The organism is Achromobacter sp. (assembly GCF_049647645.1).
In the GTDB taxonomy this organism is placed as follows: domain Bacteria; phylum Pseudomonadota; class Gammaproteobacteria; order Burkholderiales; family Burkholderiaceae_B; genus Achromobacter.
The window spans coordinates 1-20220 of the sequence record NZ_JBARYB010000228.1 but is presented as its reverse complement, the minus strand read 5'-3'; the positions used below and the strand labels follow the sequence as shown (position 1 = coordinate 20220).

Sequence of the window (20220 nt, the reverse complement as noted above, 5' to 3'; positions counted from 1 at the left end):
GGCCAGCAGCAGCCCTTGCCCTGCAGGACGGGCCAGGCAGCGCAGCCGCGCAAGACGCAAAGCCGGATTTGCAGAAAAACGGAAAGCAGGAATGGTCATCTGCGTCATGGCAGTTCTCCAAGTGAGTGAGGGGATGGGGAAGTCGCCGCAGCGGGTGCGGCATCGGGATGTGGCGGCAGCTCGGGAAACGGCGTTTCCAGCGCGTCCGCCAGTTGGTAGCCCACGCCATCGAAGCCGACGACGCGGGCGATGCTCTCGATGCGGCGCTTGCGCCCGCGTCCGGCGATGTGGATCACCACGTTGACCGCCTCGGCGATCAGCGCACAGGGCGGATTCACCGCCACTTCGAGAATCAGTTGCTCCAGGCGCAGCAGCGCGCCGAGCGCGGAGCCGGCATGGATCGTGGCGATACCGCCCGGATGGCCTGTGCCCCACACCTTGATGAGATCCAGTGCCTCGGCGCCGCGCACTTCGCCAACGACGACGCGATCAGGCCGCAGGCGCATGGACGAGCGCACCAGCTCGGTCATCGACACCACGCCTGCGCGGGTGCGCAGGGGAACGTGGTCGCGGGCCGCACATTGCAGCTCCACCGTGTCTTCAAGCACCAGCACGCGGTCGCCCGTGGCGGCGATCTCAGCCAGCAGCGCATTGGCGAGCGTGGTCTTGCCGCTGCTGGTGGCGCCAGCGATCAGCACGTTCTGCCACTCGCGCACGGCGCGAACGAGAAAGCCCGCTTGCGCGCTGGTCATCATCCCGTCAATGACGTACCGCTCCAGCGGAATCACGCCGATGGCGCGCTTGCGCAGCGCGAAGGCCGGCCCTGGCGCTGCCGGCGGCAAGATGCCCTCGAAGCGTTCGCCGGTTTCGGGCAGCTCGGCGGACAGCAGCGGCTGGCCGCGATGGACTTCTGCACCGACGTGGGCCGCGACCAGGCGGATGATTCGCTCGCCGTCCGCTTCGGGCAGTTCCACGCCCATCGGAGCGCGGCCCGAAGACAGGCGATCCACCCATAGTGTCCGATCGGGATTTAGCATCACTTCCACCACGTCCGGGTCTTCGAGAGCGGCGGCGATCAGCGGCCCCATCGCCGTGCGCAACATCTGGATGCGGCGATCCAGCGACGTTGCAGCGGATGAACGAGGTTCTGGCGGGAGTTGGGGAACGGCGCTCATCAGGCACGCTCCTGCGCTTCGGCCAACGTTGCTGCTTCATCCATACGCATACCGAACTCGTGACCCTGGGGATGCAGTTCTTCCACCACATCCCGTACCAGACTGCGCCCGCGCAGCAGGTGACGTCCAAGCTGCTCCACGAACTGCTTGAAGCGCACCTTGCCCTGGGCGCGAGCGGCGTCCTGGTGCGCCTCGGGAACCAGCGTGCTGACGGTCAGAAAATAGCGGATGAACAGCGCCAGCGTCTCGATCTGGATGTTCTGGTCGCGTTCCAGGCGCTCGGCGTGGCGCGAGAGGCGATCCAGCCGCTTGGCAATCGCCGCCTCGCGCTGGTCGGCCGCGTCGGGCGACAGCCAGGATGCCAAAGCGGCAGCGACGATGGATGACTTGGACACGCCTTTTTTGGCGGCCAGTTCATCGAGTCGTTTGCTGTGCTCGGGCTGGATGAATACATTGAGGCGGTGCTGAGTCATAGGTCGATTCCGTCATCAGGGTCGAGGGATGCCAGCCGGGCCGTGCGCTGCAGCGCTGGGTCAAGCTGGCGCGGGAGGGGAAGCAGCGCGTCGTCGTCATCGAGCAGCGCAAGGTCGTTGGCCGATAGCTTCAGATCGGGGTGGTATTCGCAGACTTCGGAAAGCTCGGGCTGGCGGCGCGGGCCGCCGTCATCGGCTGCGGCGGCGAAACCTTCGGCTGCATCGGCAACAGCGGCGATCGGCACAGTGGGAATCGCCAATGCACTCCAGTCGTCTGCACGCGAGGGAGGCACGTCGGCATAGCGTCCCGCCGCAAGCACGGGCGGTGACAGCACGCGGTGCTTGAAATTGCTGTCCGCGTAATAGCGCAGCTTCTTGGCCTTGATTGGCGCCATGCTGGAAACCATCACCACGGCTTCGTCGGGCGGGAGTTGCATCACCTCGCCGGGCGTGAGCAGCGGCCGGGCCGTTTCCTGGCGAGACACCATCAGATGTCCCAGCCACGGCGCGAGCCGGTGGCCCGCGTAATTGCGCTGGGATTTGAGCTCGGTCGCGGTGCCCAGGGTTTCGGAAATTCGTTTGGCCGTGCGTTCGTCGTTGGTGGCGAACGTCACGCGCACATGGCAGTTGTCCAGGATCGAATGGTTCTGGCCGTAGGCTTTGTCGATCTGGTTGAGTGACTGCGCGATCAGGAAACTGCGGATGCCGTAGCCTGCCATGAAGGCCAGAGCCGTCTCGAAGAAGTCCAGGCGCCCGAGCGCAGGGAACTCGTCGAGCATCAGCAGCAGCTTGTGGTGGCGGGCGATGCCGTCGCTGCCGTCGAGTGATTCCGTGAGCCGCCGACCGATCTGGTTGAGGATCAAGCGGATCAACGGCTTCGTCCGCGAAATGTCCGAAGGCGGAACCACCAGGTACAGCGATACGGGGTGCTCGGCGGAAATTAGGTCCGCAATGCGCCAGTCGCAGCGCGAGGTGACTTCGGCCACCGTGGGGTCACGGTACAGGCCGAGGAACGACATGGCGGTGGAGAGCACGCCGGAACGCTCGTTGTCCGACTTGTTGAGCACTTCGCGCGCCGCTGAAGCGACGACGGGATGCGGGCCACCACCTTCCTCGTTCACGAGGTGCGGCGTGGTCATCATCCGGTGCAAGGTCAGCTCGAACGGGCTGGCTGGATCGCTGAGGAAGTTGGCGACACCGCGCAGCGTCTTGTCCTCGCCCGCATAGAGCACATGCAGGATGGCGCCGACCAGCAGCGCGTGACTGGTCTTTTCCCAATGGTTGCGCTTCTCCAGCGCGCCTTCGGGATCGACCAGAATGTCCGCGATGTTCTGCACGTCGCGCACTTCATGCGCGCCGCGCCGGACTTCCAGCAACGGGTTGTAGGCAGCCGACTTCGTATCCGTGGGGTTGAACAGCAAGCAGTGGCTGAAGCGGCTGCGCCAGCCGGCGGTGATCTGCCAGTTCTCGCCCTTGATGTCGTGGATGACGGCGGACGAGGGCCAGTACAGCAGCGTCGGCACCACCAGGCCGACACCCTTGCCCGAGCGCGTGGGCGCGAAGGTTAGGACATGCTCTGGCCCTTCATGGCGCAGGTACTGGTGGTCATGCTGACCGAGGAACACGCCAGCCGACTGTGTGAGGCCCGCCTTGCGAATGTCCTCCGCGTTCGCCCAGCGGGCCGAGCCGTAGGTTGTGACCAGGCGCGATTGGCGCGAGCGCCAGATCGACATGCCGATGGCGACCACCACCGCCAGCAAGCCGCTGCCGCCCGCGATGGCGCCGCCGGTGTCGAAGATGCGGGGCGCATAGGCATCGAAGAAGAACCACCACTCGAACAGCTTCCACGGGTGGTAGACCGGCGTGCCAAGAATGTCGAACCAGGGCGAGCCAAGGCGTAGTTGGTAGCCCAGGGCGGCGGCTGTCCATTGTGTGGCGCCCCACACACCGGCAATCACGATGCCGAGCACGTCGGCGATCTGACCGAACAGCACGTTCGTCCCTTGCATGACCTGGCCTCCGATTTCTCCTGAGCTGATTCCCCGTGGAAAGCGCGGCACAAGGACGTGCCGCAGGCGTCAGGATCGTTGCCGTGTCAGTGCCGGTCAAAGACCGTTTAGGGCATAGAAGTCGAGCAAGAAGACAGAATGCGCTCTGCATCGCACCAAAGAAAAACGCCGCAAGCGCTGGCGCATTGCGGCGTGTTGAACAGAAAAATGAGGGTGATGCGGCGAACGGTCAACGATCAGAACTTTGGCGACTCTTTGGGCGGTGTGTAGGGCGTCTTGCCGTCGCCATAGAACCGCTTGCGCGTGGCTTCAGCCACGCGGCTGCACAGCACGTCGCCCAGCTTGGCGCGATCCGTTTTGCATTGCTGACGCAGGTCCTTGAGCTGATCGGGATTGGCCGCCAGTTCTTCTACCGTCGGGATGGTCGCCGCGGAATCGGTGGCCTTCTGAGGCGTCTCGGACTGGCCGCAGGCCGTCAAGGCTGCCACGAACAGGAAGGGGAGGATCTTCTTCATGGCGTCGGTTCCTCTGGTATGTCGGGATGACGATCCGGCGGGGGCCTGGGCGACTCCGGTGACTCGATGGCCTGCACGCGTTCGATGAATCGCGCCAGCACATCGGACGAGTTGCCTTCGAGGCGCAGAAGGTAAGTCGTCAACGGCGGCACGCGCGTTGCCAATGGCCGTGCCACCACGCCAGGTTCGCGGCTCGTGGCGATATGAGCCTCGCCGGTCAGTCCGATGGCAAGGCCAGCTGATACCAGCGCCATCATCAGATCGCACGTAGCGACGCGCTCCGCGACAAGTGGTTCCGTGGTGGCTCGGCGCAGCACCCGATCAACGTGCCTGGCGTGGCTTTCGCATGCTTGCGGGTCGCACAGCACCAGCGGATAACGCAGCAGTTCGTCCAGCGGAATGCGCTTGTAGGCCAGCAGGGGATGCCGTGCGGGCACCGCCACCATGAGCGCATCGCTCCAGGCAGGGATGGTGGCGATGCCGTCCCCTACCTCGTCGGATCGGGCGAACCCCACGTCGTACAGGTCGTCATGCAGCCCTCTGATCTGCTGCGCCACAGGCACCTCGAAGAACCGGAGTTCAACTTCCGGTTCTTCCTGTCTGCACAGCGCCAGCAGCGTCGGCAAGCGCGAAGGCGTGATGCCGTCAGACAGCGCCACGCGCAACTGCCCGTGAAAGCCATTTTCCGCTGCCTTCACACTGTCGCGCGCCTGTTCCAAGGCACAAAACACGCGGCGAACGTGCTCCAAGAACAGCTTCCCGGCGCGGGTCAACCGCGTGCTGCGCGTCGTGCGGGCGAGCAGCACTACGCCAAGATCCTCCTCCAGTTCCTTGATGGCGCGTGAAAGTGGCGACTGTTCGATATGCAGCCGCTCGGCAGCGCGGGCGAAGTGGAGTTCTTCAGCAACGGCCATGAAATAGCGCAGGTGGCGCAGTTCCATATCCGCTATTCCTGCTTTGATTCATTTGGCGGTAGCGTTCGACGGCGCGGTCCCTGCAATCGGGCCGCTGCGTTTGCAACGGTTGCGCCCGCAGGCCTCTGAGCCGCTTCGCCCACGCCCAGATAGCTTTCTCCTGGACGGTCGATCAGATGTACCTCGACATTGGGCGCCTCTGTGATCCGCATGATTGGATATAGGTTCCAGTCGGTGCTTGTGATGCTTGTGCGGTCAAAGCGCGCCTTCTCGTGCAAGGTCCAGCTTGTGGCTTGCACGATGCCGCCTTCGATCTGGTTACGCACGGCATCCGGGTTGACCAGTTCGCCGCAATCGACGGCGGCCACTATGCGCACAACGCGCACCCGGTCATCTGGCCCCGCCGCCGCCTGCGCGCAGACTGCGACGTAGGCGCCGTAGCCGTTGAGCCGGGCGAAGCCGACGCCCTGAGGTTGCCGCGCGTCCTCGCGCCAGCTCACGTGAAGGCAGGGCTGCATGGTCCGAGACATCTTGAAGATCGGTGCATGGGATCAGGAGATGGTGGCAAACACGACGCTGTTCGCGCGCAACAGCGGAAGCAGGATGCGGTGGCGCTGGAGATCGAAATGAAAGTCCGCCGCCGGCACCGCGAGCTTGCCGAAAGGGCTGGACACCTTGCCGTCCGGTGCCACCGCATAGACTTCGGCAGTTTCCCAGGACGAGGCGTACACCCGGCCGTCCGGCGCCAGCCCGACGTCATCAACGATCTTGCCGGGCAGCGTGCGGACATTGCGCTTCTGGCCCTCGGGCGTTAGTTCGTAGACTTCGGCCGCGCCCCGCGTGGCGACGAGGAAGTCGCCCGAAGGCAGCACCGAAATGCCATTGGGCTGGTTGAGCGCAGGTGTCCGCGCCACGGTGGTGACGCTCCGGTCGGCACTGATGCGGTATACGAAGTCCTGGCCCGTCGGCGTGACCGTCGTCCCTTCCACCTGCAACGCGCTCTCGGTTCCGACGACATCGCCCGAGGGCAGTGCCGCCAAGCCGTTGAGGAAGGTCGCTCTGGGTGGGGATCGGGACATCACCCAGCGGTTTGCCAGTTGCCAGATCAAACAGGCGCACGGTGTCGATGTCGGCCGCGTACAGCGTGCGGCCGGCGATCGTCAGGCCCTTGGGCGCGTGCAACGTGGTGCCTGCAACTGCGCCATCGGCCCACTTGAGCGCGAGGACTCGGCCGTCCGGCGCGATGCGGCTGATGAAGCCGTTGCCGTCCTTGTCGGCGATGTTGGAGACGTAGTACACGTCGTCCACCGGGTCGTGGACCACCGATTCCGGGCCAGCCAAGCCCGCATTTTCGACGGTGATGCGCTCGGCCGCGAAGGCGGGCACGGACGCGAGCCCGGCCATACCCAACAACGCAGAGGCCAAAAGGTTTTTCAGGTACTTTGGTCGCATGAACGATGCTCACGTACGTGCTTGCGTTGAACAGCGTCAGGCACTCTTGACTTCGACATGTTGCTTGACCTCGGCCTGCTGCTTGAGCCAGCCGTCATGCAGCCACTTCTCGGTCTTGCGATGGCCTGGGAACGTCACCCAGACGATGTCGCGCTCGAACACCAGCGGCCTTTCGTCACTGCCGACGATGACCCAGAACCAGCGGCCATCGGCCAAGTTGCGGGCCTTCATCTTCATGCCAGTCAGCGTCACGGTCTCGACTCGGCCATTGCGTGCGACCCGAATGGGCTCGTCGTGTGGTTCGATCCAACTGATCTCCATGCGCGTCAGCAGGTCGGGCGCAGTTTCCTGCAGGAACGCGCGGGCGATCTGCTCGGTGCGTTCACGGCTGGGCAACGGCTGGCCGGCCAAGTCCAGCGAGATGTTGGCGAAGCCCTTGAGCGTGCCGTCGGCGGCCACCACGGTGCTGAAGTGTTCGCCTTCCAGCCCACCGTTGCGGCCGTCGCGGCGCTCGTAGCGGGTGAGTTCGGTGGCTGCGCCGTCAACGGTCACTGCGCGGCGAGCAACCTCCTGGTGGGTTTGCGGAATCCATTGGGAAAGGGACTGGGCAGAGGTTTTGGTGGTCATGGAAATCGACTCCTTTGGTCGGTTTTGTGCGAAAACGGTGTGCGACGTCGTCGCGGCAACTGTTGTGGCGGCGAACATGGCGATGGCGATAGCGCGAATGGCGTTCATGATTGCTCTCCGGTGGATACGAGCGACCCCTCATGCGTGGATGGAGGCCGGCCGACCTCCGGGTCGTTGCCAGGCACCGAGGGAAGCTCGGGATTGGGTTGTGCCTGAACGAAAATCAGCGCGCCGATCCCGATCAGGATCAGCGTCATGTGCACCATCTGGACGGCGCCTTGCTTGAGCCAGTAGCCAAACCACAGTCCGCCGCAGATGAAGAACATCCACAGAAGCACGAATAGGCTCAAGGCGAGCACGGCACGAATACGGGCGTCTCGAAGCATCTGGACATCCTTGAACGAAAAGGCTCTGGCGTAGGAAACGGCGGCCCACCAAAGAAAAGTGACACAGACAAACTGGACCGTGACCACCAGGTACAAAACGAGGGGAGACCAGTGCGCAGACCAAGCGCGCCAAAGCAGTCCGGCGCCCAGGACTTCTTCGGTGCGAACCAAGTCCATTGAGAGCGTATGGCCCAGCAGCATGCGGTTCGTGCCGGGATCAGTCAGGTTGTTGATGACGGCAATCGACAGCCAGGCGGCGAGCCCCAGAAGAATGACCAATCGACTGAAAGCGATGAGACGTATGCTCACGGTCGGCTCCTCACGCTTGCGCCGACGCGTCGAGCACCGGCCAGCCGCGATGCCGGGCGATGGACATCAGGTCGGCATTGCCTGCTACGACTCTTGGATGCCCGACGGTCTCCAGCAAAGGCAGGTCGGAGAGGTGATCACCGTAGCCATAACAATCGCACGCCAAAGCATCGCCTTCTTCGAGAAAATCGACCATGGCCTGGCGTTTGCCAACCCCGATGGTCTGCGGTGGCAGCAGCTTGCCGGTAAACCTGCCCTGCTCGACTTCGAGGCGATTGGTCAACATGGTTCTCACCCCCAGTTCTGCGGCCAATGGCACCAAAATTTCGGTGCAGGAGCCGGACACGAAGACCGGCTCTGTTCCCGCTTGCTGATGCTGTTGCAAAGCGTCCAGAGCCTGCTGGATAAAGTACCCAGGTTGCCGGCGAACCTGCTGATGCCAATCGTGGGCCGCCTGCTGCACATCGGTTTGCTCGAAACCACGGAAACTTTCCCAGAACAGGAGATTGACTTCCGTTCGGTCCAGGCCCCGGGCGACTTGCTGCTGCACCTGAATCCGGGCATGCCGTTGCGTGGCGGTTCCCTGTTCGGCGCCAAGCGTCCAGTGCAAATAGAAGTCGCGAAAGCTGAACATGCTCTTGATCCCTATCAGCGTTTCGTCCACATCGAAAAAGGCATATCGAGTCTTGGTCATGATTGGGGCCTTTCCTTTGAAGTGCCGGAAGTCACAGGCTCCCGGCGTATATCCTGAACCGCGCTCAGGGGTGGCTGGCTAGGGACAGCACGGGAGATGGCGCTTGCGCGGCCACCATGGTGGTCGTGTCGATCTGCAGGTTTTCCGACCGACCTGTCAGCTCGCTTCGCAGCCAGTTGACGTAGTTGCCCACAGCCTCGGCTGCCAACTTGCTCTCCCGTCGGCTGATGTAGGCGTCGTCGAACACGGTGAACTTCACTTCCATTCCGGCGACGACTTGTCCTGCCTGAAGTACGTCCATGTCCGCATGGATGGATACGCGCTCAGGCTTGGGTTGCTGCTGGTCGATCACCAGGTACCGAATCTGGGCAGGCAGTGGAAAGGCGAATGCCTGATAGCGCACATTCATCGAGTTGATGACGAAGTAGCGCTTGACTGCCTGGTTGTGGTCGAGACAATAGCGCTCCGTGACTGCCAAGAACATCTGCCGACATGCCTCGGTCAACACCATGCCTTGGATGTGCTGCCCCGTCAGATGGTCAAGCATGAACTCGTTGCGCTCGTGTAAGAGCAGGTCGGCCGTGTAGGCCCCATCGGGTTGTTGTTCAGGAACAGAGATCAGAATGTTTTCCTGCCGGTGCTTATGGCACAGTGTTCGGTCCGCATAACGGCCCTTGCGCGCAGCACGCCAGTCAGCGAACTCATTGACCAGACCACGGCTGGTGCCCACGTACCAAGCATGGTCCACCTGCATGTCATCAAGACCCTGGCCAGCAATCAACCTACGGCCAACGAGTTCGTCCGCAGAAGCGCCGTTCCGGTGAAGGAGAGATAGCAGCTTGTCGTAAGGCATCAGATTCGGGTTCTCCGAAAACTGCTTGAATGCACTGGGGATAACGATCATGACTTCCATGTAAACCTCGACTGTTTAATGAAGCACCACATCGAAGCTGGCAGGCGCGATTGCCAGTTGTCTCCAAGTCTCAAGCCTGTTGTTTTCCATTGAGCTATGCCGCAATGGCGCGGCGCCCTGTCATCGCATACAGGGCCGCCGCTCCCAGCAGCACGGCCAGCACCAAAAACGCCTGCCCGGTGGGCCAGCGAGCGGTTTGCTGCGCCAGCCAGGGTCCCAGGCTAGCGCCGACGAACAGTACGAAGGTGTAGAACGCGACCGCCAAACCGCGCACCGGCGCTTCGGCCACGCTGGCTACACGGGCAATCAGCCCCGGCACGCTGATGCCGATCCCGGCCACGAAGACCACGCTGGCAGCCAGCAGTCCGTAAAGATGTGTGTCTCCGGCCCAGGCGCACAGCGCCAGGCCGCCAGTCGCGATCACCAGACCAATCTTCACCACACGCTCGGCCCCCCATCGCGGCATCACTACCGCCACGACCAAGGGCGCTAAAAAAGCGGGCAGCGCCAGTTCGCGCGCGACCAAGGGTGTGATGCCTTGCGCCTGCAGTGCCGGTCCGAGGTGATCGTCCAACCCCATGTAGAAGGCAACGAAGCACATCAGCAACAACAAGGCCGGGCCATAAACGCGACGCAACTGCGGGCTGGCCAGAATCCGCCCGATCGGTCGGTAGCCGGCCAACAACGATGGCGCTGGCGAACGGGAGGAATCGGCCTGAGTCGCCCACAGCTGCCAGGCGGTCAAGGCGAAAACCGCGGCTAGCGGCAACAATGCGGAGCCCAGCCCCCAGCGGCTCGCGACCGTCGCGCCGTAAATCTGTCCCAGCAACCCAGCAGACAAAAAGGCTGTGCTCATCCAGGCCACGCTCCACACCCGCTGCCTGGGTGTGCCGCGTTCGGCAAGGTAGGCGATGACGACTGGCGGAAAAGTGGCTGCGGCCAAGCCCTGTGCCGCTCGGCCTGCGAGCAGTAGCGGCACAGCTTCGACCGTTGCCAGCCATGCGGTGACGAGAGCCAACGCGGTCAGCCCCCACATCATCACAGTGCGCTGCCCCAGCCGGTCGGACAGCGTGCCGAAGATCAGAAAGCCCGCCGCATAGGCAAAACCGAAGGCGCTGATCACGCCCGTTGCCGTTGGAATGCTCATACCGTGGGTCTGCGCCAACTGCGGCAGGATTGGCAACGGTAGATAAAGCAGCGACACCACTGCCAGGGCACACAGCACCAGCAAGGCCCGCAAGGAGAACGACGGTAGATGCGTGGATGGCATTTCATGACTCCAAATAATCAGCAAGCTACATAAATCTGCAAAAAAAAGCTAGCTACATAAATTCCGTAAAAATCAGCCAGCTTCCGCAGGGCCGGCCAGCACGCCCGTCTGGGTGAGCTTGAACATGAGATGGTTGAGCATCCGGCGCTCGTCGGCATTGAAATGCCCCATCAACTTGGCCACCCAGGCATAGTGGCTGGGAAGTGCCTTGCCCAGCATGTCGTCGCCAGCCTTCGTCAGACGAACCACCCGGGCACGCGCATCGACCGGATCGACATCACGACTGCTTAGGCCTGCGCCAACCATGCGATCAATGATCCGGGTCATAGTTTGGGAGGTGACCGACACGCCATCGGCCAACGTCCCCACTCCCAACCCGTCGGGATTGCGCTTGAGCAGCAGTAGCACGAAGAATTGGGTCTGCGACAGTCCGCAGGTATGCGCGAGGTTGGCCTCGAACGCCGACAACATCTCCTGGGTTGCCGAGGCCCAGATCAGCCACGTCTGGAGACCTTGCACGTCGGTATTGCCGTACAGGGCACCAAAGCGTTCCAAGGTGTCATAGCTAGGCAGGTCTTTGAGCTCGAACATCGGACTGGGGTCTCCTTTTCCTGTAATGTAGCTGGCTACATATCTGATGTCAAGCATCGATGCTTTTGAATTTCTGTGCCTTGGCATCACGCGCTTGGAAGCGTGCTGAGATACTTCGTATGCAGAATGTTACTATTTCTGCTGCCCCGGTTTTTGCGCGCCTACGAGTTTTTCTCTGTCATCCGCCAGACCGGAAAGTCATACCGACAGGGCACGCTGCCTTCCAATCTCCCACGACACCCCACCGCTGCGCACAGTAGCGGCAACCTGCAGCCCTAGTCTTTGCTCAATCACCGGCTTCCACGGCACTAGCGAAAAGCCCATGCCGTCGTCAAGCATGGCGTAGCGCCCACTGGCGAGCATGACGCTGCGCCGGTAGATCCCAGCCACGCGCTGGTCGTCTGCCACAGGCCGGTGCTCCAGGCCGGTTTCGGCGGCAATGTCTTTGGCGGCCTGCGTCAGTTCCCGATTACGCAGCGTGCCCAGCAGGTTGCGCGCCAGAATCACGCGCAGCCCGCGCCGCTCGGCCAGCCCCTGCTCGGCGAGGAAGTCGGCACGCTGCTGCATCGCCTGCTTGGCTTCGCTGCCAAAACCCAGGTCGCTCAGTCCTAAGCCGCTGCCGATCAACTGCTGGTCGAGCCACGTGGCCCCGATCACGCGGGCTTGCCGCTCGATGGGTAGGTGCGATTTCAGCTCTATGGCAACGCCGCCCAGGCGCTGCGCGTCGTAGCGACGGCCTAGCTCGGGCAGGTCACCCGGTACCTTCCATAGCCCTTCGGCCACGCGCTCCACGATGCCGGCCCGGCGCAGGGCTTCCAGGCGGCGGACATGGGCCGCGATGACTTCCTGCGGGTCGCGGCCAGCCTTGGCCCGGCCTTGCTCGATCGCCAGGTGATGATCGGCGCGGTACAGGCCATCGCTCGCCAGTGCGGCGATGTACTTGTCGGCCGCCCGCACCTCGGCTGCGCCGCGCACTTCCACCACCGATCCGGTGGGATAGTTCGCCAGCTCGTCGCGGGCATTGAGCGCGACATAGTGGGCTTTGCCGTCAACGCCGTCGATGACCAGATAGCTCCGATCGCGCAGTTCGTCAGCCAGCCCCTTGGCGGCCACGCGGCCGACGACGGTGCGGCCACTTCCATCATCTTGGCTCGGCGCGAACACTGCCAGCTCGCGTGGCTGTCCGCTCATGGCGCGCTGCATGGTGCGGATAATGTCGCCGCGCTCGCCCAGTGCACGCAAGGTCTTCTCGGCATCGTCATGGATGGCCCAGGCGCCAGGCTTTGTCTCGTCAGCCAAGCCCAGGCGCTGCAAGCGTTGCAACCGACCGATCAGCAGCAAGCGCTGGCGTTGCAGATTCGGTTCCTTGAAACGCTCGATCTGCACCTGGCAGCCGTCGCCGGCCTCACGCTGCAGGGTGCGATCCAGGTTCGTCCACCGCTCTTGCTCCACCTCGCGCTGCAAGGTCTGCTGGATCTCCAGTTCGGTTCGCGGCCCCAGCCATTCGGTCGCTAGCTCGGCGGCGCGATGACGGAAACCGTGGGCGATGTAGTCGCCCGCGATGATGAGGTCTTTGCCGCTGTCGTCGCGCCCGCGCACGATCAGGTGGGTGTGCGGGTTGTCGGTGTTCCAGTGATCGACCGCCACCCAATCCAGCCGCGTGCCCAGGTCGGCCTCCATGCGGCCCATGAGGTGCCGCGTGTAGGTGCGCAGGTCTTCCAGCTCGGCCCCGTCCTCCGGGGAAACGATGAAGCGGAAATGATGCCGGTCATCGGCGCAGCGTTCCTTGAAGGCGTCCAGGTCGGCTTCGTCAGCCTGCGGCCCATAGGCCCGGCCTGGCTCGCCATCGCGACCCGCGCCGTCGCGCTCGATGTAGCGCAGGTGCTTGGCGAGCGACTGTGGGCTGGCCCGTTGGTGATTGACCAGCAGCGTCTTGATGGTCACACGCCGCGACATGGGCGTCAGCTTCGCCCCGGCGAAGCGCGCCGCCGTGTGGCCGCGCCCCAGACGCGCGCCGGGCCTCTGACCGGCGCGTGCGCCGTTGTCACTGCCTGCGGAATGGCGCATCGCCGACTTGCCTCCGCTGGCCTTGCCCGCCTGCTTGAGCACCTTGGAAACGAAGCTTTGCCCTTGGCCTTTGCCCCGGTTCTTCGGGGCGCCGGGTCGCACGCGGAAATCGTCGTCGCGGCGGTCGGTCATCACCGTTTTCCTTGCAAGCTCCGGCGTGTCCCGTCGTGCGAAGCACGCGGACATGCCTGCATTGGCGCGGGCTTCGCGCCACAAGCGGCACGGCGGCGAAGCCGCGCCGTGCTGCGCCACCCACACGTGCAGACTGACTTTCGATGCGGCCAGGTGCCGCGTCCTTTTGTCTTGCCTTCCGCATTTGCCTCCCGCATTCGCTCCTGGCAATCGCGGCCCGGTGGCGCTGCTGCACGGGCAGCCAGCGCCCCGGCGCACACCGCGACGGCCACAGGCCGACCGTGTTCGAGGCAAGACATCTGCACGTGAGACGGCTGCATGGAATGCAGGGCCGCATGCTGTGCGGTGTGCCGTGCGAAAGCACAGGCACGCCATGCGCGGAGACACGGCCGATGCAGCCGGAAAGACCCGCTTAAGTGCACGACAGGCTGCACGGCGATGCGCAGCGAGTCAGCAGCCAGCCATGCAGTGACTAGTGCACTGGACGACTGCACTGAATGCAGCTCGAGGTGCAGCGCGAAGTGCCATGCGAATGCATCGGCATTGCATGCGCAGCGACATGGCGACGACACGCCCGATAGCACGAGGCCATGCACGTTTGCGTGCAGCAAATTGGCGGCCCTCATGGGCGTGACTCCAGCCAGACCGGGTGCGCCACGCCGATCACGGCGGACGCGTTGACCGGCCCGAAATACCGGCTGTCGAACGACGCCGGGTTGGTGCTACTCAGCAAGAACAGTTCGCTAGGACGAAGCTGCCGGCACTGCGGCCAAGACGGCAGCAGACGGCCCAGTCGGTCGGCAGGCCGAACGGCTGCCACCGACACGCCGTCGATCCAGACCAGCGCATCGAACACGCACACATGCTGCGGCGCGACGGCGCCCACACGCTTGAGCAGCGGCACGCGTGCTGGCAGGTAGCCGCGCTGCGCAGCCAGCGCGGCAGCGTCTGGCGGCAACCTCGCCAGGACGATGCTGCCCACGCGCAACGAAGGTGGTAGCGGACGTGGCAGCGAGTCGGCACCGTGGTCCGTCGGATCGACGCGGTACCAGCCGACCGCCACGCTTTCGGACGGGTTGTAGACCAGGCGCGGCAGCGGCTGCACGAAAGCCGCCGAGGCCAGCGCAGCGAGGCTGCAGACGGACAGTGCAGCCAGCACGAGGCGAGCATGCAAACGCGAGTGCGCAGGCGAGCGAGAAACGGATGCTGCTACTGCGGTCATGGCGACACCCTCCCGGCCAGCCAGGCGGCATGTCGCTCGGCGGTGTATTCGTGCAGCGGCAAGCGCGCCGCGAGCCGGTTGCCCAGCGTGCGCCAGTACGCGGGCGAGACGCCGACAGGCGCGATGCCCAGCGCCTCGATGGTGTCGATGCGCTCCAGCACGGCGCGCACTTGCCCGTCGCCCTCGGCGTGCAGCAGCAGGCGCGCGCCCGGCTGCACGCCGGGAATGCGCTGCGCCGCATCCAAAGGCGTGCAAGCCTGCATCACCATGAGCTGCCAGCGGATCGTTCCGTAGTCGTTGGACTGCCAGCGGATGCGGCAGAACACCGCGTTCGGCACGAACACGGCCACGCTGCGCCAGCGGTCGAGCCGCAGCGTACGCGCAGGCTCGCCAAAGCGCAGATAGAGCTTGATCCGGTGCTCCACGTAGGCCAGTGCAACGCGCGTCAGCGGTGTGGAGTCAGGCCGGCCCACGAGCACAGCGAGCGACGGCGACGGTGTGGCCATGGCCGCGATAGCAACAGGTGCGGTGGTAGGCAAAGCGGATGCGTTCATGGCGTGTTCTCCCTGCGGTGTTCTGGAAACTCCCGCTCCAGCAGCGCGCGCAGCAGGTCGGCCACCGTCACGCCTTGCGTGAAGGCCGATACCTTGATGCGCGAGCGCATGGCGGGCGTGATATCGAGCGTGAGGCGAGCCGTGTAGGTGTCGCCCTTGTTGAGTGCATCGCCGTCGCCTTGGCGAATCCACGCCTCGGCGTGCGGATTCGCTGGCGGGCGCGCTCCGATACCGACGCGCTTGGCCGGGCGTTTGCTGTTGGGTGGTGGCTTGGCTGTCATGTCGGCCACCGCAGCAGTTCGTCCACCAGCGTGGTGATTTCGCGTGCGGCGGCGCTGTCGGGCGCCGTCTCGCGTGCAAGCCGGCCAGCGGCCACGCTGTCGGCGAAGACGATGCGTTGATGCACTTCCGAACGCAGCGCAGGCAGCGGCTGGTCGGCGAGCGCCTGGCGTGCTTCGCGTCCGATCACGGTGGTGCTGACACGCCGGTTGATGACAAAGGCTGCACGGAGCTGCGGCCGGAACACCTGCGCTTCACGGATCAGCGCCACCATCTCAGCCGAAGCCCACAGGTCATAGGGGCTCGGCTGCACCGGGATCAGCACACGCTCGGCCGCTAGCAGCGCGGAGCGCGCCAAGGCCGCGATCCTGGGTGGTCCATCAATGACGACGTGATCGGCCCGCCTGGCGAGTTCTGGGGCTTCCTGATGCAGGGTTTCGCGTGCCAGGCCCACGGCGCTGAACAGCCTTGGTAGACCTTGCTGGCTTCTGCGCTGTGTCCAGTCCAGCGATGAACCCTGCGGGTCGGCATCCAGCAGGATGACCGATTGCCCCCGCATCGCCAGCTCGCCAGCGATGTGCGTTGCGAGCGTGGTCTTGCCCACGCCGCCTTTCTGGTTGAGCAAGGCGACGATCATGGCGCGGCCCTCCATGCTGGAAAGCCGATCTGCACTTGCACTGCGAAGCGGGGTTGCTTTGGGCTTTTGGCTTGATGCGCTTTTCGTCTTTCGGCGGTTGTCCACCGAGGCGCGGTGCCTCTACTAAAAGTTAGAGTATTTAAGTTAGGTAAGTTAAGGGAGACCGAAACCCGTGCCAGCATTGGCTTTGCGGGCGATTGACACGCCTGATAGCACGATAGTCCCACGCCTGATAGCACGATACCTGGCACGCCTGATAGCACGAGCCCATCCACAGGCCATCCCGCAGTTATCCCCGTGCCGTGGGCGGCACGGGCCGGAACGTCAGCAGTTCCGCTCCGTCGTCCGGCATCCGTTCGATGCCCAGGACGTAGCCGGGCAGCGACTGCCGCGCCACCAGCGCGCGCAGGTCGCACGCGAAGTCGTAGGGCTTGGCCGTGCTGCCCGACTTGCGGTGCAAGTGCCGGAAGTCGAACTGCCAGCCTGCTTCCTGACGCCCGCCGTGTTTCCTCACCAGCCGGTACAGCCAGCGCTCGATGCCGCCCGTCAGCCGGAAATACGCCGGGTCGATGGTCAGTACCAGGGCGGCATCCAGCACGCCCGCATAGAACCAGTCCGGCAGGATCAGTTCGATGCCCAGCGGCGTGCCTTTGGCATCGGCCAGCTCCTTCCACTCGTTGATCCATGAGAAGCGGTGCAAGCGTCTTCCCGTGGTCTCCCGGATGGACGTGGCCACCGTGGTCGATTGCAGGCGATCCAAGGCCGCTTTGAGACGCTGGTAGTCGCGCAGCGACGTACCGCGCCCGATGAAGCGCAGGATCTCGTAAGGCGTGGCCTGCATCAGCCGCGACGGGCTCAGGCCCGCATCGCGCGCTTCCACGATCTGGCTGGCCGCCCAGATCAGGATGTCCGCATCCCATATGGTGGCGATGCCGTGTTCCTGCGTTCCCTCCACGCGGATCGTGATTCCTGCCGCCTGGAAGTCGATCGGTGCCACGCGCCGTGACTTCGCTAGCGAGAAGAACGGAAAGGCCATCAAATCCTGGCTGTCGCGCGGCGCCATGTCGCCCGGCAGGGCGCGGAACAGATCGAGCTGTTCGCGCTCCTGCGACGGTCGCGGCCGAAGCGGCTGCGATGGGCTGGACATGGCGATGGCCTCCAGCGCTCCAGCGGTCAGCGCGCACGGCTGTCCGCCGAGTGCTGCTCGGCGTACTCGGGATCGGAAGTCGTCTCGAAGCTGCGATCGGCGGCCCAGGCGTCGAGATCAGCCACGGCGTACATGACGCGCCGGCCGAACTTGCGAAAGCGCGGGCCGCCACCGATCACGCGCTGCTTTTCCAGCGTGCGCGGCGACAGACGCAAGTAGTCGGCGACTTCGTCGTTGGTCAGATAGCGTTGGGGTTGTGCCGTCGTGGCGACGGCAGCGGCGGCGGGCCGCAAGGGAGCAGGACGCATGGTGTGAACCTCCATCGGTGTCAAAGCTCCGGCCACACAGCGCAACCGGATGGAGGCAGTCTCAGAAAACGAAGCTCTCCTGCTCAGGGTCGTTTTGCGTCTCCTGCAAAACGACCCTTCTCAAGCGGCGGCAGTTGTGCTAGACGGCGATAGCCGCCGCGCATCAACGCATCGCCGCGCCGCGCCAGGCGGCGCACCTTGGAGCGCAGGCCGCCGTCGCTGTACCAGTCGGCCACGGCATCCACACCGAACAGCCCTTCGCCCACCTCGCGCAAAGACGCGCCCGCCAGGGTCGCGTCGAGTGCCTGCAAGGTATGCAGTTCCAGCAGCGCGGCCGGTGTTGGTCTGGGCTTGGCATCGGCCAGAACCGCATCGGGCGCATGGCTGCGCGCAGGCGCGGCAGCGCCGTCGCGATGGGCATAGACCACGGCCATGCCGTCCTCCAAGCCAGGGGCCAGCACGAAGCGCAGGCAATGTCCAGGGCTGCGCGCGACCAGCGCCAGCCCCTTGCCGTCGTGGATCAGTTGCTTGTGGCCAGGGATGTGCCAGAAGGCGAAAGCCACGGCATCGTGCGGCGGGTCGGCATCCGGGTAGAGCTGCACCACGGCATCGTGGCCGGGAAGCCAGGCTGGCTGCGCGTCACGCGCATCCAAGGCCGGATCTTCCAGCAGGCGCAAGCCCCAGCGATGCGCCGCGTGTTGTGCCGCTTGCGGCCTGCGCGAGCGGCGCAGCCAGTCCAGCCGGTACTCGGGATGGCGGCGCAGGTACTCCCAGGCCAGCGCGAGCGCGTCCAGACCCAGGATGTAAAGGTAAGCGGCGGTGGGATACCAATGCGCGAGATGATGAGGATCGACCATGACGCAAGCTCCTGTCGAAGATCAGGAACGTCGTCACGGGCGTTCAACACAGGGCTATCGCAGACGACCAATTGCCATCAGAATCGGGGCGAACTGTAACATTGAGTGTCAAGACCGATTGGCTCCGGTGCATTGCGAAATTCGTCCGAATGCGACGACCGCACGGCTCCAAATTGCCGCGCGGTACAGGACACCGTGCCGCAACCCGCATGAAAGATCGTGACTGTTTCAGTCACGGATACACAGGTTTGAAGCAAGAGTGCGGATTCAGACCGGCCAGGTCTGATGCCAGACTGAAATAGTCTCAATGCGCCCGGCTTGGCCGGGGCGCGAACGGTTCAATCGACGATGGAACCGTTTTCCTGCGCCAGTCGCAGGTACTCTGACAGCGGTCGCACGGCCTGGAAATACCGATCCCGCATCACGGACTGCTGGCGCGGCCCGACGATGGAGGCCAGATCGGACAGCTTCACGTGGCCCAGCTCGGGCATGCTGATCCCCAGATCGATTAGGCCGTAGGCCGTGTCCCCATCGGCGGGATCAAGCGCGGCCAGCAACCAGGTGGCGTGCGCGTCGGGAGTGAACAGCCGCACCACAGGCAGCGGGTCGATGGCCCGGCCAGCGGCGCGGGCCTGGCCGTTGGCCAGCAGTTGCACGCGCTCGTCCTCGGTGATGAGTTGGTTCATGGTGGTGATCCCTTCGTCGGTGCACGAATCCGCCAAAGCGTGAAGGCGCAAAACCGCATCGGTGGAAGTCAGGAAAGACACGAATGTGGTTCTGCGGTTCTGCCGAAAGACACAGATGCGGATTTACTGATTTCCGCAAAAGCACAAAACGAGCCCTATAGATTGTAGTCCTATAGGTCGCAATCGAATGTCATCTTAGGTTTTGGGGGGAACCTAAGGTGGAGGCAAAGCACTCATTAGCAACAGCATTGAAAACAGTCCGCAAGGCGCGTGGACTGAGCCAGGAAGCATTTTCCGAGGTATCCAGCCGCACGTACATGAGTTCGCTGGAGCGCGACCTCAAAAGCCCGACCCTGAACAAGCTGGCCGAGCTATGCGAGGTCATGCAGGTGCATCCCGTCACGTTGCTGGCGCTGGCCTACGCGGGCAAGAGCCCGAAACAGGTTGACCAGCTTCTGGCGCAGGTGCGACAGGAACTGGAGGCGGTGCTGAAGGCCAGCGACGAATCGTAGGGTGCGTTGGCGCTGGCCCGGCCGATCCGGCGTTGCCGGTTCGGCGGTCTCGCAGGGGCGCCAAGCACAGCGCGGCGGGGATGGGCCTGGCGCCGATCCCCCGGAGGCAAGCGAAGCCGCGGGAGGGATTGCAGCCGAATGACACGTGACGGCGAAGACGGCACGGGGCGCAGCCCGAAAAGCCCGGTGGCGCATGGCGCCGACCCGCCCTGCATTTGCCTCTGCGAGCTCAAGCTATGGTCTTGCCGAAAGGTCGAATCATCCCGAAACAGCTATTTGAAGGTCACACCTTCCTGGCTGTCGAAATGGCACAGCAGCACAGCGTCCCGCCGCAATGGGCGGGGCGCTGCGGACTTCAGGCCGACTGTGGCTTGCTGCGCGACCAGATCAGGGTGTGCGTGCCGTCTTCTTCCTCGATCAGGCGGGCATAGACCGTCGCCGGGAACGAAGGGTCATCGAGGGTGCAGGACACGTAGGCTCGGCCGGCCTCG

General features: G+C 64.2%; 24 protein-coding genes and 1 pseudogene. 1 reads left to right on the top strand and 24 read right to left on the bottom strand.

Features of this window, described 5'->3' with window-relative positions:
• The 23 genes and pseudogenes from WBB14_RS26920 to WBB14_RS26810 all read right to left on the bottom strand — a co-directional run.
• Positions 1-108, bottom strand: a pseudogene (locus WBB14_RS26920) (TrbC/VirB2 family protein); the annotation flags it as partial.
• A complete protein-coding gene (gene trbB, locus WBB14_RS26915; RefSeq protein ID WP_424242465.1) occupies positions 105-1175 on the bottom strand; it encodes a P-type conjugative transfer ATPase TrbB in 1071 nt (356 codons plus the stop codon). The gene trbB and the pseudogene WBB14_RS26920, both read right to left, overlap by 4 nt.
• Complete coding sequence (locus tag WBB14_RS26910; RefSeq protein ID WP_424242464.1) at positions 1175-1648, bottom strand: CopG family transcriptional regulator; 474 nt, start codon at positions 1646-1648, stop codon at positions 1175-1177. Before WBB14_RS26910 ends, trbB begins: the two co-directional genes overlap by 1 nt.
• A complete protein-coding gene (locus WBB14_RS26905; RefSeq protein ID WP_424242463.1) occupies positions 1645-3657 on the bottom strand; it encodes a conjugal transfer protein TraG in 2013 nt (670 codons plus the stop codon). Before WBB14_RS26905 ends, WBB14_RS26910 begins: the two co-directional genes overlap by 4 nt.
• A gap of 236 nt (positions 3658-3893) precedes the next feature.
• Positions 3894-4172 (bottom strand): EexN family lipoprotein, encoded by a 279-nt coding sequence (locus WBB14_RS26900; protein ID WP_424242462.1) that lies wholly within the window; start codon positions 4170-4172, stop codon positions 3894-3896.
• Positions 4169-5113, bottom strand: a complete 945-nt coding sequence (locus WBB14_RS26895; protein ID WP_424242461.1) for a LysR family transcriptional regulator — start codon at positions 5111-5113, stop codon at positions 4169-4171. Before WBB14_RS26895 ends, WBB14_RS26900 begins: the two co-directional genes overlap by 4 nt.
• A gap of 5 nt (positions 5114-5118) precedes the next feature.
• A complete protein-coding gene (locus WBB14_RS26890) occupies positions 5119-5586 on the bottom strand; it encodes a molybdopterin cofactor-binding domain-containing protein (protein ID WP_424242460.1) in 468 nt (155 codons plus the stop codon).
• A gap of 51 nt (positions 5587-5637) precedes the next feature.
• Entirely contained in the window at positions 5638-6195 is a 558-nt protein-coding gene (locus tag WBB14_RS26885; protein ID WP_424242459.1) for a hypothetical protein, read from the bottom strand.
• A 379-nt stretch (positions 6196-6574) separates the two neighbouring features.
• Positions 6575-7273 carry a hypothetical protein gene (locus WBB14_RS26880; RefSeq protein WP_424242458.1) on the bottom strand — a complete coding sequence of 233 codons (699 nt, stop codon included), beginning with the start codon at positions 7271-7273 and terminating at the stop codon, positions 6575-6577.
• Positions 7270-7860 (bottom strand): DUF2165 family protein, encoded by a 591-nt coding sequence (locus WBB14_RS26875; protein ID WP_424242457.1) that lies wholly within the window; start codon positions 7858-7860, stop codon positions 7270-7272. Before WBB14_RS26875 ends, WBB14_RS26880 begins: the two co-directional genes overlap by 4 nt.
• Positions 7861-7870: 10 nt before the next feature.
• On the bottom strand, positions 7871-8554 hold the full coding sequence (locus WBB14_RS26870) for an HAD family hydrolase (protein WP_406564187.1): 684 nt from the start codon (positions 8552-8554) through the stop codon (positions 7871-7873).
• 64 nt (positions 8555-8618) lie between these two features.
• Positions 8619-9467 carry an AfsA-related hotdog domain-containing protein gene (locus tag WBB14_RS26865; RefSeq protein ID WP_424242456.1) on the bottom strand — a complete coding sequence of 283 codons (849 nt, stop codon included), beginning with the start codon at positions 9465-9467 and terminating at the stop codon, positions 8619-8621.
• Between the two features lie 94 nt (positions 9468-9561).
• Complete coding sequence (locus WBB14_RS26860) at positions 9562-10737, bottom strand: MFS transporter (RefSeq protein ID WP_424242455.1); 1176 nt, start codon at positions 10735-10737, stop codon at positions 9562-9564.
• A 72-nt stretch (positions 10738-10809) separates the two neighbouring features.
• Positions 10810-11328 carry a MarR family winged helix-turn-helix transcriptional regulator gene (locus tag WBB14_RS26855; RefSeq protein WP_406564191.1) on the bottom strand — a complete coding sequence of 173 codons (519 nt, stop codon included), beginning with the start codon at positions 11326-11328 and terminating at the stop codon, positions 10810-10812.
• 198 nt (positions 11329-11526) lie between these two features.
• Positions 11527-13527: a relaxase/mobilization nuclease domain-containing protein gene (locus tag WBB14_RS26850; protein WP_424242454.1), complete on the bottom strand. Its 2001-nt coding sequence runs from the start codon at positions 13525-13527 to the stop codon at positions 11527-11529.
• Positions 13528-14149: 622 nt separating this feature from the next.
• Positions 14150-14749 (bottom strand): S26 family signal peptidase, encoded by a 600-nt coding sequence (locus WBB14_RS26845; protein ID WP_424242453.1) that lies wholly within the window; start codon positions 14747-14749, stop codon positions 14150-14152.
• On the bottom strand, positions 14746-15303 hold the full coding sequence (locus WBB14_RS26840; RefSeq protein WP_424242452.1) for a DUF2840 domain-containing protein: 558 nt from the start codon (positions 15301-15303) through the stop codon (positions 14746-14748). Before WBB14_RS26840 ends, WBB14_RS26845 begins: the two co-directional genes overlap by 4 nt.
• A complete protein-coding gene (locus WBB14_RS26835) occupies positions 15300-15584 on the bottom strand; it encodes a chromosome partitioning protein ParB (RefSeq protein ID WP_424242451.1) in 285 nt (94 codons plus the stop codon). The genes WBB14_RS26840 and WBB14_RS26835 overlap by 4 nt, the downstream gene beginning before the upstream one ends.
• Positions 15581-16219, bottom strand: a complete 639-nt coding sequence (gene parA, locus WBB14_RS26830) for a ParA family partition ATPase (protein WP_424242467.1) — start codon at positions 16217-16219, stop codon at positions 15581-15583. The genes WBB14_RS26835 and parA overlap by 4 nt, the downstream gene beginning before the upstream one ends.
• A 289-nt stretch (positions 16220-16508) precedes the next feature.
• A complete protein-coding gene (locus WBB14_RS26825) occupies positions 16509-17366 on the bottom strand; it encodes a replication initiator protein A (RefSeq protein ID WP_424242450.1) in 858 nt (285 codons plus the stop codon).
• A gap of 26 nt (positions 17367-17392) precedes the next feature.
• Positions 17393-17674 (bottom strand): helix-turn-helix transcriptional regulator, encoded by a 282-nt coding sequence (locus WBB14_RS26820; RefSeq protein WP_424242449.1) that lies wholly within the window; start codon positions 17672-17674, stop codon positions 17393-17395.
• A gap of 83 nt (positions 17675-17757) precedes the next feature.
• Entirely contained in the window at positions 17758-18531 is a 774-nt protein-coding gene (locus WBB14_RS26815) for a DUF2285 domain-containing protein (protein WP_424242448.1), read from the bottom strand.
• A 338-nt stretch (positions 18532-18869) separates the two neighbouring features.
• A complete protein-coding gene (locus WBB14_RS26810) occupies positions 18870-19217 on the bottom strand; it encodes a DUF2958 domain-containing protein (RefSeq protein WP_424242447.1) in 348 nt (115 codons plus the stop codon).
• A 218-nt stretch (positions 19218-19435) separates the two neighbouring features.
• On the opposite strand from WBB14_RS26810, the gene WBB14_RS26805 reads away from it, so the two are divergent.
• The gene (locus tag WBB14_RS26805) at positions 19436-19729 is read left to right on the top strand and encodes a helix-turn-helix domain-containing protein (protein WP_424242446.1); all 294 of its coding nucleotides are present in this window, start codon (positions 19436-19438) and stop codon (positions 19727-19729) included.
• Positions 19730-20084: 355 nt separating this feature from the next.
• On the opposite strand, the gene WBB14_RS26800 is transcribed toward WBB14_RS26805, so the two are convergent.
• The coding region (locus WBB14_RS26800) for a DUF736 family protein (protein WP_424242466.1) at positions 20085-20220 on the bottom strand (136 nt) is incomplete at its 5' end.

What these genes read in the sequence shown, in the direction of transcription:
- trbB (WP_424242465.1), bottom strand. Translation starts at nt 1,175, where the DNA reads ATGAGCGCCGTTCCCCAACTCCCGCCAGAACCTCGTTCATCCGCTGCA.
- WBB14_RS26910 (WP_424242464.1), bottom strand. Translation starts at nt 1,648, where the DNA reads ATGACTCAGCACCGCCTCAATGTATTCATCCAGCCCGAGCACAGCAAA.
- WBB14_RS26905 (WP_424242463.1), bottom strand. Translation starts at nt 3,657, where the DNA reads ATGCAAGGGACGAACGTGCTGTTCGGTCAGATCGCCGACGTGCTCGGC.
- WBB14_RS26900 (WP_424242462.1), bottom strand. Translation starts at nt 4,172, where the DNA reads ATGAAGAAGATCCTCCCCTTCCTGTTCGTGGCAGCCTTGACGGCCTGC.
- WBB14_RS26895 (WP_424242461.1), bottom strand. Translation starts at nt 5,113, where the DNA reads ATGGAACTGCGCCACCTGCGCTATTTCATGGCCGTTGCTGAAGAACTC.
- WBB14_RS26880 (WP_424242458.1), bottom strand. Translation starts at nt 7,273, where the DNA reads ATGAACGCCATTCGCGCTATCGCCATCGCCATGTTCGCCGCCACAACA.
- WBB14_RS26870 (WP_406564187.1), bottom strand. Translation starts at nt 8,554, where the DNA reads ATGACCAAGACTCGATATGCCTTTTTCGATGTGGACGAAACGCTGATA.
- WBB14_RS26865 (WP_424242456.1), bottom strand. Translation starts at nt 9,467, where the DNA reads ATGGAAGTCATGATCGTTATCCCCAGTGCATTCAAGCAGTTTTCGGAG.
- WBB14_RS26860 (WP_424242455.1), bottom strand. Translation starts at nt 10,737, where the DNA reads ATGCCATCCACGCATCTACCGTCGTTCTCCTTGCGGGCCTTGCTGGTG.
- WBB14_RS26855 (WP_406564191.1), bottom strand. Translation starts at nt 11,328, where the DNA reads ATGTTCGAGCTCAAAGACCTGCCTAGCTATGACACCTTGGAACGCTTT.
- WBB14_RS26850 (WP_424242454.1), bottom strand. Translation starts at nt 13,527, where the DNA reads ATGACCGACCGCCGCGACGACGATTTCCGCGTGCGACCCGGCGCCCCG.
- WBB14_RS26845 (WP_424242453.1), bottom strand. Translation starts at nt 14,749, where the DNA reads ATGACCGCAGTAGCAGCATCCGTTTCTCGCTCGCCTGCGCACTCGCGT.
- WBB14_RS26840 (WP_424242452.1), bottom strand. Translation starts at nt 15,303, where the DNA reads ATGAACGCATCCGCTTTGCCTACCACCGCACCTGTTGCTATCGCGGCC.
- WBB14_RS26835 (WP_424242451.1), bottom strand. Translation starts at nt 15,584, where the DNA reads ATGACAGCCAAGCCACCACCCAACAGCAAACGCCCGGCCAAGCGCGTC.
- parA (WP_424242467.1), bottom strand. Translation starts at nt 16,219, where the DNA reads ATGATCGTCGCCTTGCTCAACCAGAAAGGCGGCGTGGGCAAGACCACG.
- WBB14_RS26825 (WP_424242450.1), bottom strand. Translation starts at nt 17,366, where the DNA reads ATGTCCAGCCCATCGCAGCCGCTTCGGCCGCGACCGTCGCAGGAGCGC.
- WBB14_RS26820 (WP_424242449.1), bottom strand. Translation starts at nt 17,674, where the DNA reads ATGCGTCCTGCTCCCTTGCGGCCCGCCGCCGCTGCCGTCGCCACGACG.
- WBB14_RS26815 (WP_424242448.1), bottom strand. Translation starts at nt 18,531, where the DNA reads ATGGTCGATCCTCATCATCTCGCGCATTGGTATCCCACCGCCGCTTAC.
- WBB14_RS26810 (WP_424242447.1), bottom strand. Translation starts at nt 19,217, where the DNA reads ATGAACCAACTCATCACCGAGGACGAGCGCGTGCAACTGCTGGCCAAC.